The sequence below is a fragment of the Ruegeria sp. YTSA072 genome (genome assembly GCF_059610285.1).
The window spans coordinates 1-12,907 of record NZ_JBXWNI010000022.1 but is presented as its reverse complement, the minus strand read 5'-3'; the positions used below and the strand labels follow the sequence as shown (position 1 = coordinate 12,907).

The 12,907-nt window shown below is 56.6% G+C and carries 17 protein-coding genes and 2 tRNA genes; 16 read left to right on the top strand and 3 right to left on the bottom strand.

Annotated elements, in window-relative coordinates:
* Positions 1 to 155: 155 nt before the first annotated feature.
* Together AC2FIB_RS21495 and AC2FIB_RS21490 are read right to left on the bottom strand one after the other, a co-directional pair.
* A complete protein-coding gene (locus AC2FIB_RS21495; RefSeq protein ID WP_496842695.1) occupies positions 156 to 1,787 on the bottom strand; it encodes a hypothetical protein in 1,632 nt (543 codons plus the stop codon).
* Between the two features lie 79 nt (positions 1,788 to 1,866).
* Positions 1,867 to 1,941 (bottom strand) — tRNA-Thr (locus AC2FIB_RS21490).
* Positions 1,942 to 2,024: 83 nt separating this feature from the next.
* Between AC2FIB_RS21490 and AC2FIB_RS21485 the strand changes: the two genes are divergently transcribed.
* The 10 genes from AC2FIB_RS21485 (at position 2,025) to AC2FIB_RS21440 (ending at position 8,717) form a co-directional block, all read left to right on the top strand.
* Positions 2,025 to 2,180, top strand: coding sequence for a hypothetical protein (locus tag AC2FIB_RS21485; protein WP_496725483.1), 156 nt, complete (start codon positions 2,025 to 2,027; stop codon positions 2,178 to 2,180).
* Positions 2,181 to 2,186: 6 nt separating this feature from the next.
* The gene (murA, locus tag AC2FIB_RS21480) at positions 2,187 to 3,455 is read left to right on the top strand and encodes a UDP-N-acetylglucosamine 1-carboxyvinyltransferase (RefSeq protein WP_496735251.1); all 1,269 of its coding nucleotides are present in this window, start codon (positions 2,187 to 2,189) and stop codon (positions 3,453 to 3,455) included.
* Positions 3,452 to 3,928: a DUF2948 family protein gene (locus AC2FIB_RS21475; RefSeq protein WP_496735253.1), complete on the top strand. Its 477-nt coding sequence runs from the start codon at positions 3,452 to 3,454 to the stop codon at positions 3,926 to 3,928. The genes murA and AC2FIB_RS21475 overlap by 4 nt, the downstream gene beginning before the upstream one ends.
* Before the next feature lie 43 nt (positions 3,929 to 3,971).
* Entirely contained in the window at positions 3,972 to 4,439 is a 468-nt protein-coding gene (locus tag AC2FIB_RS21470) for a GNAT family N-acetyltransferase (protein ID WP_496842694.1), read from the top strand.
* A 60-nt stretch (positions 4,440 to 4,499) separates the two neighbouring features.
* On the top strand, positions 4,500 to 5,801 hold the full coding sequence (gene hisD, locus AC2FIB_RS21465) for a histidinol dehydrogenase (RefSeq protein WP_496842693.1): 1,302 nt from the start codon (positions 4,500 to 4,502) through the stop codon (positions 5,799 to 5,801).
* Between the two features lie 124 nt (positions 5,802 to 5,925).
* A complete protein-coding gene (locus AC2FIB_RS21460; protein WP_496735258.1) occupies positions 5,926 to 6,726 on the top strand; it encodes a hypothetical protein in 801 nt (266 codons plus the stop codon).
* A gap of 68 nt (positions 6,727 to 6,794) precedes the next feature.
* Complete coding sequence (locus AC2FIB_RS21455; protein WP_108862096.1) at positions 6,795 to 7,274, top strand: UPF0262 family protein; 480 nt, start codon at positions 6,795 to 6,797, stop codon at positions 7,272 to 7,274.
* 3 nt (positions 7,275 to 7,277) lie between these two features.
* Positions 7,278 to 7,730, top strand: coding sequence for an arsenate-mycothiol transferase ArsC (locus tag AC2FIB_RS21450; protein ID WP_058275393.1), 453 nt, complete (start codon positions 7,278 to 7,280; stop codon positions 7,728 to 7,730).
* Positions 7,731 to 7,732: 2 nt separating this feature from the next.
* Positions 7,733 to 8,131: a ketosteroid isomerase-related protein gene (locus AC2FIB_RS21445; protein WP_496735260.1), complete on the top strand. Its 399-nt coding sequence runs from the start codon at positions 7,733 to 7,735 to the stop codon at positions 8,129 to 8,131.
* Complete coding sequence (locus tag AC2FIB_RS21440; protein ID WP_496735262.1) at positions 8,124 to 8,717, top strand: GNAT family N-acetyltransferase; 594 nt, start codon at positions 8,124 to 8,126, stop codon at positions 8,715 to 8,717. Before AC2FIB_RS21445 ends, AC2FIB_RS21440 begins: the two co-directional genes overlap by 8 nt.
* 138 nt (positions 8,718 to 8,855) lie before the next feature.
* Here the strand turns inward: AC2FIB_RS21440 and AC2FIB_RS21435 are convergent, their stop codons facing one another.
* Positions 8,856 to 9,269, bottom strand: a complete 414-nt coding sequence (locus tag AC2FIB_RS21435; protein WP_496735263.1) for a CHAP domain-containing protein — start codon at positions 9,267 to 9,269, stop codon at positions 8,856 to 8,858.
* Between the two features lie 443 nt (positions 9,270 to 9,712).
* Between AC2FIB_RS21435 and AC2FIB_RS21430 the strand changes: the two genes are divergently transcribed.
* From AC2FIB_RS21430 to AC2FIB_RS21405, 6 genes are all read left to right on the top strand, one after another.
* The gene (locus AC2FIB_RS21430; protein WP_496842692.1) at positions 9,713 to 10,588 is read left to right on the top strand and encodes a carbon-nitrogen hydrolase family protein; all 876 of its coding nucleotides are present in this window, start codon (positions 9,713 to 9,715) and stop codon (positions 10,586 to 10,588) included.
* A 91-nt stretch (positions 10,589 to 10,679) separates the two neighbouring features.
* Positions 10,680 to 10,898 (top strand): translation initiation factor IF-1, encoded by a 219-nt coding sequence (gene infA / locus AC2FIB_RS21425; RefSeq protein ID WP_005978431.1) that lies wholly within the window; start codon positions 10,680 to 10,682, stop codon positions 10,896 to 10,898.
* 11 nt (positions 10,899 to 10,909) lie between these two features.
* The gene (locus AC2FIB_RS21420; RefSeq protein WP_496735266.1) at positions 10,910 to 11,488 is read left to right on the top strand and encodes a Maf family protein; all 579 of its coding nucleotides are present in this window, start codon (positions 10,910 to 10,912) and stop codon (positions 11,486 to 11,488) included.
* Positions 11,485 to 12,507: a ribonuclease E/G gene (locus AC2FIB_RS21415; protein ID WP_496735267.1), complete on the top strand. Its 1,023-nt coding sequence runs from the start codon at positions 11,485 to 11,487 to the stop codon at positions 12,505 to 12,507. Before AC2FIB_RS21420 ends, AC2FIB_RS21415 begins: the two co-directional genes overlap by 4 nt.
* Entirely contained in the window at positions 12,504 to 12,686 is a 183-nt protein-coding gene (locus AC2FIB_RS21410) for a DNA gyrase inhibitor YacG (protein WP_496735269.1), read from the top strand. The genes AC2FIB_RS21415 and AC2FIB_RS21410 overlap by 4 nt, the downstream gene beginning before the upstream one ends.
* A gap of 79 nt (positions 12,687 to 12,765) precedes the next feature.
* Positions 12,766 to 12,840 (top strand) — tRNA-Phe (locus tag AC2FIB_RS21405).
* Positions 12,841 to 12,907 lie beyond the last annotated feature (67 nt).

Here is a 12,907-nt window from a genome sequence, read left to right as displayed (position 1 = left end):
TACCGGGGCGGGGATAAGCCTTAGGCAGCTACGGGCAAAGCGTTAGCATAGCTATAGGGTAGCGGCGGCATTTATCAATGGTGGAACCTATTTCTAAGGTGCTGATTTTAAATATAATTCTTATCGCTCGGCGACCTGAAATACTGGACACTTTTTCAGCTTTCGTTGTCGGCTTCGAGATAGCTTGGGATCAGCGCCATCTGCTCAGCCAAGCCGGGCAGCATCGCTTCGCTCTTTCCATAGGCTTCGTCTGAAGTTCCTCTCGCTCGCCCTGTGATATAATTGCGGGCGCTGTCTTGCATCTTTGCTGCCATCGCCATGTCTTCGAACAAGTGACGCCAGCCGTGGTTTGGCCGTAGCTCTTTACGAGTGATCTGAAGGGTGCGCCTTACCCAATCTCGTACTTTAGACTGGCTTGTGGGAGCGAATAGACGGCAGGTCCTGTTGCCATTGGAAGCGTCGACCTTTGCAGCAACAAACTCCAAAAATCCCTCACTCAACACATCGTCATGCAGAGGGACTTGTCGCTCGCTGTGTTGGTTCTTTAGTGATCTTCCCCCCATCGTGGTTAGTCGCATGAACCAGCGCCCTCCAACTTCAAAAATGTCTTCTGCGAGTAGCTGTGCTGGCTCGTTTATCCTTGCACCGCTGTAGGCGCAAAGCCATGGAAGCCAACGTGTCTCATCACTGAGTGATTTGGTGCGGGTAGCACGTAGCACCTTACGAGCTTCATCGAGCCTGAACGTGCGCTCTGAACTTGGAACTGCAATCGCTTCTGGCCGTTCTATTAAATCCACAGGGTTGCCATCGGGAAATAGCTTTCCGAAAGACTGCTTGCGTCCATATTGAACCAAAGTCCTTAGGTTTTGTATTCGCTGGGCGATTGTATTGTTGCTTAGCTTCGCTTCGCCAAGCATGGCTTGTTTCCAAAGCTCAACTTCTTCTGTGGTAATAGAGCCGACATCTTCGGTACCCCTAAACCCTCTGAACTCTCGGATCACAGCCCGTAATTTGTCTTCCATGCCTTTTTTGACAGGCACGGCATCCTTTCCCTTCGCTTTGTCCTCTATCCTTTTGTCGAGAACTTCAGTGAGGGTCCTATGGCCGGTCTCGCTCTTCATTTCAGTTGAGGATTTCTGAGGAGCAACGAATTTAGGGTACTTGTTTGGCTTCTCGTTGACAGAATAGTCGCCGAGTGCTTTCGCTTTATTGACCTGAGCGGCCTCGTTCATTGCGGTGAACAGGTGACCGATCAGCTTGAGCCGAGAAACCTCGGTAACTCGTAAATGGTGTCTACGCAGAATAGCATTTGCGAAAGCGCCGAAACGAGCCTCCAAGGTAGCTTGCTCCATCGTAGGATCATCAACCTGTAGCTCGTTCGTTCTCCCGGTAAGTGCAAGTTGGTTTCGCTTTAGAACGCTTGACCACATCTCATTTTCACCGGGGTTTTCGTCCAGTATGCGAATGAAGTCGTCTTTTACTTCTCCAGCGAGTGCCAGAGCTTGCTTGTGGCTGAGTTCAATCGGGCCATTTCTCAGGCTATCCCAGTGAGCGTCGACGGCAGCTAAAGCGGCAGGGAAGCGTCGCCGCGCCTCCTTCAAATCCTTTGTCCTCAATGAAGCCTTGGCGTGAGTGTTGACCTTAGTCGTGGTCATGGTTTCACCAATTGGGATTGTTATCTTCGTTCCTTTTGCTTCGGTGGCTACGTCTGCTGGGGCCGCAACCCACAGGTAATAGGTCCCGTTATCTCGCAAGACAGGGTTCGGCATCATCTTCACTCGCTTCAATGTACCACCTCCATGTACCAGACAAGGCGGCGTTGCACCCTTAGATACAAGGGCAACCATAAAAACAAGGGTGATTGGATGGTGCTGCTGGAGAGAATTGAACTCTCGACCTCTCCCTTACCAAGGGAGTGCTCTACCTCTGAGCTACAGCAGCGCTGTGGGCGGGTGATTAGACTCAAACGAAACGCGGCGCAAGGGTGTCTGGACGGTTTTTTTCGTCTCCTGTAGAGAAAGACAATGGCAGACAAAAATTCACCTAAAAAAGACGGTAAATCCGGGGACGCGCGCGAAGAACGGCTTAAGGCCGCGCTCAAGGCAAATATGGCGCGGCGCAAGGCGCAGGCCAAGGCGCGAGCGGCTTCCGGAGACAAGGCCGGCAAGGACGAGGGATAAGAGCAGATGGATTCGATTTTGGTAACGGGCAACGGGCCGCTGAACGGTCAGATACCGATTGCGGGGGCCAAGAACGCATGTCTGACGCTGATGCCCGCAACGTTGCTCAGCGAAGAACCGCTGACGTTGACCAATGCGCCACGGCTGAGTGACATCAAGACAATGACTGCGCTGTTGCAATCGCTGGGGGCCGAAGTGTCCTCTCTGCAGGATGGGCAGGTGCTGGCGATGTCCAGCCATGACCTGACCAGTCAGACCGCGGATTATGAGATCGTGCGCAAGATGCGGGCGTCCAATCTGGTGCTGGGTCCGTTGCTGGCGCGTTTCGGGCAGGCCGTCGTGTCGCTGCCCGGTGGGTGTGCCATCGGCGCGCGTCCGATGGATCTGCACGTCGAAGGACTTGAAGCGCTGGGCGCGGAAATTGAACTGAAAGACGGTTACTTGCACGCCAAAGCCCCCGGAGGGTTGAAAGGCGCGGTGCATGAAATGCGCTTTGCCTCGGTGGGCGCGACCGAGAACATCGTCATGGCTGCGACGCTGGCCAAAGGCACGACCGTTCTGAAGAACGCTGCACGAGAGCCTGAGATCGTCGATCTGGTAGAATGTCTGCGCAAGATGGGTGCACAGATTTCGGGTGAGGGGACCTCGACAATCGAGATTCAGGGCGTAGATCGGCTGCATGGTGCAACACATCAGGTGGTGACCGACCGGATTGAATTGGGCACCTATATGCTGGCCCCTGCGATGTGCGGCGGCGAGGTTGAGCTGTTGGGAGGTCGTATGGCTTTGGTCGAATCCTTTGCGGCCAAGCTGGATGCGGCAGGCGTGCATGTCGAAGAAACTCAAAATGGCCTGAAGGTTGTCCGCAAGAACGGTCGTGTCAGCGCCGTGGATGTGGTGACCGAGCCATTCCCCGGCTTTCCGACCGACCTGCAGGCGCAGATGATGGCACTGATGTGCACGGCCGAGGGAACTTCGGTTCTGGAAGAACGTATCTTTGAGAACCGCTTCATGCATGCCCCCGAATTGGTGCGCATGGGCGCGAATATTGAAGTGCACGGTGGTACGGCGACCGTGACCGGGGTTGAACGTCTGAAGGGAGCGCCCGTGATGGCGACGGATTTGCGGGCCTCAGTCTCGTTGATTCTGGCCGGAATGGCGGCTGAAGGGGAAACGACAGTCAGTCGGGTCTATCATCTGGACCGCGGATATGAACATGTGGTGCGTAAGCTGGAAGGCGTGGGCGCAAAGATTGAACGGATCAAAGGCCAATGACAGATGCAAGTTTCGAAGACGGACGTGAGGCCCCACTGAATCTGGGGGCCGAGGATGCTGATGACCTGCAGGTGATCTCGACCCTGGCGCAGGACGCGGTTTTCCCGATTACCGAGATGACGTGGCGACCCTCTGAACGCCGCTTCGGTTTACTGCTGAATCGCTTCCGCTGGGAAGACAAGGACGCTGCCGCGCGCCGGGATCGGCCATTCGAACGGGTGCAGGCGGTTTTGGTTGTCGACTCGGTCCTGTCAGTGGCCAGTCAGGGTGTCGACCGCAGCGAAAAGGACATGGTGATGTCTCTGCTGTCGATCGATTTCGAAGCCGGAGAAGATGGCGCCGGGCAGATCATGCTAACACTGGCGGGAGACGGTACGATCCGCTTGTCGGTCGAGGCGCTGGATGTCACCCTCAAGGACGTGACCCGGCCGTATCAGGCCCCATCCGGTCAGGCACCGCACCATCCGGAATAAGCGCGGCATAGCGCAGGCATTCACCGGCCCCCCCCAGGGTCTGGTGCTGCGCCGTGCGACCGTTTTTGACGTGTTTGATCTGAGCCGTGTTCTGGTCCGGTCAATTACCGAGCTTTGCACGGCGGACCATCAGGATGATCCTGAGGTGATCGCACAATGGACCGCAAACAAGGATCCGGCGACGATCAGGGGCTGGATCAGGAACGGCGCACAAATCTGGCTTGCCGAGAATAACGGGCAGCCTGCGGCAGCCGGTGGGCTGACCGAAGCCGGAGAAATCACGCTTTTGTATATCGATCCAGATCACATTGGTTGGGGTATTGGCGGCGCTTTGTTGAAGGCACTTGAGCAGGAACTTATCGCCTTTGGTTGTACCGAGGGACAGCTTGAAGCCACCCAAACGGCACAGGGTTTCTATGCGCGGCACGGCTGGGAAACCACCGGAGGATGCAGTCAGCGCAATGACATGTCCTGTTTGAGTATGCGCAAATCGCTGCACCTACAGGACTGAGGGTTGAGGCCGGCCCATCTGGGCGGTATGTCCCGATCAAACGCTCCGGAGTGCCAGAACATGCCTGTTTTCCTCGACACGACGTCGTCTGAATTCGAGACCGCCTTCAAAACACTATTGTCCGCCAAGCGTGAGGACAGCCCGGATGTGGACGCCGTTGTCGCCGGGATTATCGATGACGTGCGGAAACGTGGCGATGCGGCGGTGATCGAGCTGACCGCCAAGTTTGACCGGCTGCAGCTGACGCCCGAAACAATGGCCTTCAGCGCTGAACAGATCACCGAGGCTGTTGATCAGGTCTCATCCGAAGATCGGGCTGCTTTGGATTTGGCCGCTGAGCGCATCAGATCCTATCACGAAAAGCAGTTGCCAGAGGATCACGAGTGGACAGATTCGTCGGGCGCAACGCTGGGTTGGCGCTGGTCTGCTGTGTCGGCTGCCGGTCTCTACGTGCCCGGTGGGCTGGCATCGTACCCGTCTTCCGTGCTGATGAACGCAATCCCCGCGAAGGTCGCTGGGGTTGAGCGTCTCGCCATTGCCGTGCCGACACCGGACGGGCAAGTGAACCCGTTGGTCCTGCTGGCGGCGCAGCTTTCCGGTGTGGACACGATCTATCGTATTGGCGGGGCACAGGCGATTGCCGCACTGGCCTATGGCACCGACACAATTGCAGCGGTCGACAAGATCACGGGTCCGGGCAACGCATTTGTAGCCGCCGCCAAGCGCCGCGTATTCGGGAAGGTTGGCATCGACATGATTGCCGGTCCGTCCGAGATTTTGGTCATCGCCGACAAGGACAACGATCCTGACTGGATTGCACTGGACCTTCTTAGCCAAGCAGAACATGACGCAAGCGCGCAATCGATTCTGATTACAGATGACGCAGGATTTGGGCAAGCTGTCGCCAAAGCTGTCGACAAACGCCTGGAAACCCTGCAGCGCCGCGCCATCGCGGGGGCCAGTTGGCGTGATTTCGGCGCGATCATCACCGTGCGTGATCTGGACGAGGCGGCGGCACTGTCGAACCGCATCGCACCCGAGCACCTTGAGCTGTGCGTGACGGATCCCGTGGCGCTGAGCGCTAAGACTGTCCACGCCGGGGCCATCTTCTTGGGCCAGTACACACCGGAGGCCATTGGCGATTATGTCGGTGGCCCCAATCACGTGCTGCCAACAGCGCGTTCGGCCCGCTTCTCCTCTGGTCTCAGTGTGATGGATTTCCTCAAGCGCACGACGCTCAGCCAAATGACACCAGAAGCCCTGCGTGCGATTGGACCCGCAGCTGAGCAACTGGCGCAATCCGAAAGCCTTGAGGCGCATGGGCTGTCTGTCACGGCGCGACTGAAGCGTCTGAATGGCTGAAGGTTTATGGCTATGGGGTCACACCTGCTGTGAACCTGTATTGGTTTTCATGGATTGGGCTTGAAACATATGGGTGTTCAGCGGCGCCCTAGCCGCAAGACGACCCGGCACAAAGGAGCCAGACTTGGAACGCGTGGCAACACTCTGGATCGGCAAACGGTTTAGTTTTCTAGAGCATTTGTGCCTGAAATCCTTCGCGGATGTGGACCAGAAGCCGATCGTCTACCACTATGGCGACCTCGAGGATATTCCGGATTACATCGAGGCGCGTGACGCACGTGAAGTATTTGATACGTCCGAGATTTACCGCGACCCGATCACCCGATCCGTTGCCGTTCATGCGGATCTGTTCCGCCTGAAACTTATGCAGGATACGGACTATATCTGGGTGGATGCCGATGCCTATGCGAACAGACCGTTCGAGACGAACCAGGGCTACCTGTTCCCGCAAGGGAACCGTAACAAACAACGGTTGATGAATGGCGTTCTGGCCTTTCCATCTGGAAGCCTAGCGTTAAAGCAGATGTGCGAATTTGCATTCGAAAGCGATCTTGTTCCGCCCTGGTGGCCGGAAGATCAGCAACAAGCCTACCTGCGTATCTTTGGAAAATCCACGTACTGGAGTTTGCCCCTGTTTAGCCTGGGGCCTCCAATGCTGTATTACTATGTCTCTCGAAGCAACGAGAATTCGATGGCAACGCCGAGAACCGAATTGTATTCAATTCCGCCGCGCTTCCGTGCTTTGTGGAACGACCCAGATATCTCAAAGCTGGATTTTCTCGAGTGGCAGGACAAGATGTCGATCCACTTTTATGGATCATGGTTCCGTCGGATGTTTTCAGGCGTAAAGAGCTTCAATGAAGGCTCTCTGATCGATCAGCTTCTGAAAAACCATCAAATCGACCCTGCGGAGCATCCGATTTGATCTGCTCTTGCGTTGTTCATCATTTTTAATTGCGATAAGTCTGTCCCGACCTGAACGGACCACGCATTATGACTCGTATCTCGTACATCGAACTAGATGACCGAAACCTGCCTCCGCCGACCCCCGAAATCGAGCAGGAGCGTAAGGTTGCGATCTATGATCTACTGGAAGAAAACAGCTTTGCGCTGCCTGTACGCGATGACCGTGTCGTGCCCGACGGACCGTACCGTGTGCAGCTATCGATCCGCGACAAACGGCTGGTCTTCGACATCGCCACAGAGGCCGAGGAAAAGGCGGCAGAGTTTCATCTGTCACTGGGGCCGTTTCGCCAGGTGGTCAAAGATTACTTTCAGATATGCGAAAGCTATTTCAACGCGGTAAAGACCCTGCCGCCCAGCCAGATCGAGACCATCGACATGGCTCGTCGCGGCATCCACAACGAAGGCAGCCGCGTTTTGCAAGAACGTCTTGAAGGTAAGGCTGACATCGACACCGATACCGCACGCCGTTTGTTCACGCTGATCTGCGTGCTGCATTTCGGGGGCTGACGCGTGAAGCCTTTGCCGCAGTCGGTCCTGTTTTGTTGCGACCATAACGCGGTTCGGTCCCCTATGGCCGAAGGGCTCATGAAAAAGTTCTACGGCACTGGCACCTACGTACAATCCGCCGGTGTGCGAAATGACCTTGAGATTGACGGGTTCTGCATCGCGGTCTGCCAAGAAGTCGGCGTTGAACTGTCCCGTCATCGGTCACGCTCGTTTGATGAAATGCAGGAATGGGGCGACGACCTCAGCTCGTTCGACCTGATTGTTGCATTGTCGCCGGCAAGTCAGCGCCAGGCGCTGGAATTGACGCGCATTTTTCACCTGGATGTCGATTATTGGCCAATAATGGACCCTACCGGACTGGGCGAAAGCCGCGCAGACAAGTTAATTCACTACCGACAGACCCGCGACCAGATCATTCAGCATCTGAAAGGTCGCTGGGGCGAACCTACGGAGTGACCATGAACCAGACCGTCAAAACCTATTTCGACGCTTTCAACGCCGGTGACGTCGACGGCATGCTGGCCTGCCTGTCCGATGATGTGGCGCATCACGTGAACGAAGGCCAGATCCGCACCGGCAAGGAAAAATTTGCAGCCTTCTGTGCCCATATGAACCGCTGCTATCGGGAAAACTTGACTGACATCGTGGTGTTCGAAGCCGAAAACGGCACTCGCGCCGCAGCCGAGTTCACCGTGAACGGCACCTACCTGGAAACCGACGAAGGTCTGCCCGATGCGCATGGCCAGACCTATCGCCTGCCGGCCGGATCGTTCTTTGACCTGAAGGATGGCAAGATCACCCGCGTCACCACCTTTTACAACCTTGCCGACTGGACCAAGCAGGTTTCAAATGGCTGAGGTCACGTCTGTTCGTTCCCTGACCGGGGCGGCGCTGACGGATGCCTTGGACGATGTGGCGCGTTTGCGGATCCAGGTGTTTCGGGCGTGGCCATATCTGTATGACGGCGACATAAAGTACGAGCGGAAGTACCTTCAGTCCTACCGGGACAGCGATAAGGCTATCGTGGTCGGGGCATTTGATAGAGACCGCCTGATAGGCGCTTCGACCGGTGCCCCACTGACCGACCACGCTGATGATTTCGCTGCCGCCTTTGATGGCTCTGGTCTGGATCTGAACGAAGTCTTCTATTGCGCCGAGTCTGTCCTTTTATCGGATTATCGAGGGCAGGGAATTGGCCATAAGTTCTTTGACCTTCGCGAGGAACACGCACGCAAGCTGGGCTTCAGAAAATGCGCCTTTTGCAGCGTGCAGCGCCCTGTTGATCACCCGATGCGACCGGAAAACTATCGCCCCCTGGATGCCTTCTGGCACGCGCGTGGATACGAACCGCTGCGTGGTGTGATCGCGCAGTTTTCTTGGAAGGATGTTGGCGAAGAGGGCGAAACAGCAAAGCGACTGCAGTTTTGGATGCGGGCTTTATAGATAGTTTTCTGTTCTCTGTGGACGATATCGACGTTCTGCATCCCCGCGCAAACGGTAAGTGCCCGCGATTCACGGCCGAAGCAGGAAACGCTCTTGGCGCATTCCGATGCCTCGCGGTGGACGCGAAGAGAAACTGAGCTACCCGTCATCTTTCGGATAGATAAACCCGTTCACTGGGTAGAAATTGCCATACCGGCCCGGTTGGGTTTCAACACGGACCAAGGTCCAATCATTGTGTTTGGATACGTCCCTGACGCCCATTTTCAACGATACCTTGTTTCGGTGCCAGTTGGCGTGATTCACAATAACTTCCCGGTCCGTGACAATATCCGACACGACAGCCACATGACCCAGGGGCATTCCGCGGGTTGCCCGAAACGACATCACAGCACCGACAGCTGGTTCATTGCCGCGTTCAAATGTACTGCGCGCCCTTCCCCACCAATCCTTGGCGTTGCCACGAATTTGGATGCCGCTGAGGTTCCGTGCGTAGGGAACGCACCACACCCTTTGCCCCCGGGCTTGCTTTTGCGCGACCTCCCGCAAAGCCATTGACTGACGTTCCGGATTGAGGTCTGCATCGGTTGGACGCTCGGAGCAGGCGGAGACAAGACAAAAAACACCCACCGCAATCGCGGTTCGGGCGGTGCCGGACAGGCGCGGCCAAATCGTATTTGTTTTGTAGGTGCTGTATTCCAAGACGCTTCATTGCCGGTTCGAAGACTAACGGGGTTCTACGATGATTTGACCGAAAATGAAAAGGGGCTTGCCAATTCTCCCGCAAGATTTTGCCAGTTCCCTGTGCCGTTGTTAACCCAATGGCTGAACTGGAAGACGCATATGCACTCGTTGTGATGGATGTTGCGCTTGAAAAAGAAGTCGGCACTGAGCCCACAGTGGAGTTGTTCATTCAATACACATGTTGACAGGATGGGGCTATACAGACCGCGAACTCACACTTAAATTCGCCCGAGTTTGGACCGCAAGGATAGCCCATGAAAGTCGCCACTGCCGCCTATAACCTCGATTGGCTCGACAGCTGGGCGCAGTATGAAGACAAGCTGGACCGCTGGGTCTCAGACGCCGCGGGGCAGGGGGCGGACCTGCTGGTTTTTCCTGAATATGGCGCGATGGAGCTGTCTACGCTCGACGGGGCCGAGGTGGCGGGTGATCTGGAGCGGTCGATCCACGCGGTCTCGGATCGGATGGCGGATGTGCGAAATCTGCACCGGCGCCTCGCGCAGGAGTACAAGACGTACATTTTGGGCGCATCGGCCCCGGTTGTGGATGGCTCTGGTCGACCTGTGAACCGGGCTGCATTCTATGCGCCAGATGGCAAACAGGACCATCAGGACAAACAGATCATGACCCGGTTCGAACGCGAGTCGTGGGATATTGCCCCTGGCGGCCCGCTGAAACTGTTCGATACTGCGCTGGGCAAAATCGGGGTGCTGATCTGTTACGATAGTGAGTTCCCGCTGTTGGGACGTGCTCTCAGCGAGGCAGACCTAATCCTTGTCCCATCCTGCACCGAGGCGTTGTCAGGCTATTGGCGGGTGCGTATCGGCGCGATGTCCAGGGCATTGGAAAATCAATGCGTTACGGTAATGTCGTCTTTGGTTGGCGCTTATGAATGGTCCGAAGCTGTTGATATGAACACCGGCACTGGCGGTATATTTGGTCCACCGGACAAGGGCTTTCCCGCGACCGGTGTGCTGGCCGAAGGCACCCTGAACCAACCCGGCTGGACTTATGCTGAGGTCGACATGTCGGCCATCGCCTGTGTGCGTTCCGATGGCCATGTCCTCAACCGAACTCATTGGGATGAGCAATCACCCCGAGTCGATTCGGTCACAATATCCGCCCTATAGGTGATTCCGCCCTTGAAATAGGGCCAAAATAGGCTCATTTAAGCGCACATCCCCGCAGATTCTGCGGGTGCAACTTAAATGTGGAGACAACATGGCCAAGGAAGATACGCTCGAATTTCCCGGTGTCGTGAAGGAACTCCTGCCTAATGCGACGTTTCGGGTCGAGCTGGAAAACGGCCATGAGATCATCGCACATACGGCAGGCAAGATGCGCAAGAACCGCATCCGTGTTCTGGCCGGCGACAAAGTTCAGGTCGAGATGACCCCCTATGATCTGACCAAGGGTCGGATCAACTACCGCTTCAAGTAACGCCTGCCGCAATGGCGTTTATCTTAGGATCGGGCAGCCCAAGGCGGCTGGACCTGTTGGCCCAGCTTGGCGTGCAGCCCGATGCCATCCGTGCACCCGACATTGATGAAACGCCGCTGAAAGGTGAGCTGCCGGTGCCCTATTGCAATCGCATTACGCGGGCAAAAGTACAGGCGGTACAGGCCGATGGCGACGATGTAACTCTTTGCGCGGACACCACGGTCGCACTGGGGCGCCGTATTCTGGGAAAACCGGAAGACGCGGGCCAGGCGGCTGAGTTTCTGCATGCTTTGTCCGGTCGACGGCACCGCGTAATCACCTCGGTCGCCGTACGGTGCGGGGCCCGCGTTCTGCAACGTGATGTTGTGTCTCAGGTCAAGGTCAAACGTCTGTCAGACGTTGAAATCAACGCCTACCTGGCGACCGGAGACTGGCAGGGCAAAGCAGGCGCTTACGCCATTCAAGGCCCCGCCGGGGCTTTCATCCCGTGGATTTCCGGTTCGTTTACCGGCATTGTGGGGCTCCCCCTGTCCGAGACTGCCGCGCTTTTGCAAGGCATCGGCTATCCCCTGTATCGTGAGGTGTCATGAAGGGTCGAACCATCGTTCTGGATCACATCGAAAACCGCGAAGCTGCCGCCCTTATGGTCGACGGTCAGCTGGACGATTTCCTGATTGCAGCTGACGCGCCCGCGCCGGGTACGATTTACCGTGCCCGTGCCGACCGACCGGTCAAAGGGCAGGGCGGCATGTTCCTGACCACACCTGACGGTCCGGCCTTTCTACGACAGGTCAAAGGGCTCGCACCCGGTGCACTGATGTTGGTTCAGGTGACGGGCTATGCCGAACCCGGTAAGGCGCTGCCAGTGACCGATCGGGTTCTGTTCAAAAGCCGCTATGCGATCGTCACGCCTGATGCGCCCGGTTTGAATATCTCACGTTCCATCCACGACGAAGATGAGCGTGACCGCCTTCTTGAAATCGCTCATGAGAGCATGGAGGGCAGCAGCCATGGCTTGATCCTGCGTTCCTGTTGTGAGGGCGAAGGTGCGGCTGAAATCGCCGAAGATATCGGTGCGATGCTGGCCCATGCGGATCAGGTTTTGAACGATCCGGGAACTGAGCCCGAGCTGCTGCTGGAGGGTGACGGACCCCATGTTCTGGCCTGGCGCGACTGGACTGACCCAGCTGAGGTCGTGACACAGCCGGGCAGTTTCGAAACGCATGGCGTATTGGATGCATTGGACGTGGCGCGTGGTATTTCCGAGCCACTGCCCGGAGGCGGGCATCTATATATTCAGCCCACCCGGGCCTTGGTCGCTGTGGATGTCAACACCGGGTCCGACACGTCGATGGCAGCCGGAACCAAGGTCAATTTCGCCTGTGCCAAGGGGCTTGCCCGTGCCTTGCGCGTTCGTGGTCTTGGGGGGCAAATCACTCTGGACCTAGCACCAATGCCTAAAAAGGATCGCCGTGGGTTCGAGGCCTCTCTGCGCGCTGCGTTGAAGGCAGATTCGGTCGAAACCACGCTGGCAGGCTGGACCCCTCTTGGCCACTACGAGCTACAGCGCAAACGCGGCCGTATCCCCTTGTCGGAAGTGCTGAAATGAGCTGCCCGATCTGCGCAGAAAAGTCTGTAACCGAGTTTCGACCATTCTGTTCGAAACGGTGTGCAGATATTGATCTGGCCAAGTGGCTGAACGGGTCCTACGCGGTTCCATCGCAGCGGGAAGAGGATGTTGAAACAGAAGTTTCCAATCCCGAAGCAGAGCAACAACCTCCACATTGAAAAAATGTGAAAAAGCCTCTGGACACTGCCTGTAGCAAGTCATAGAAGGCCTCCACCCAACGGCAAACGCCGTTCCCGTGCCCGGGTAGCTCAGGGGTAGAGCAGTGGATTGAAAATCCTCGTGTCGGTGGTTCGATTCCGCCCCCGGGCACCATTCCTAAAGTCAACCTATTGATTAACCTCGGTTTCTTGAAGAAGCTGCGAGATCGTAGGACATGGCG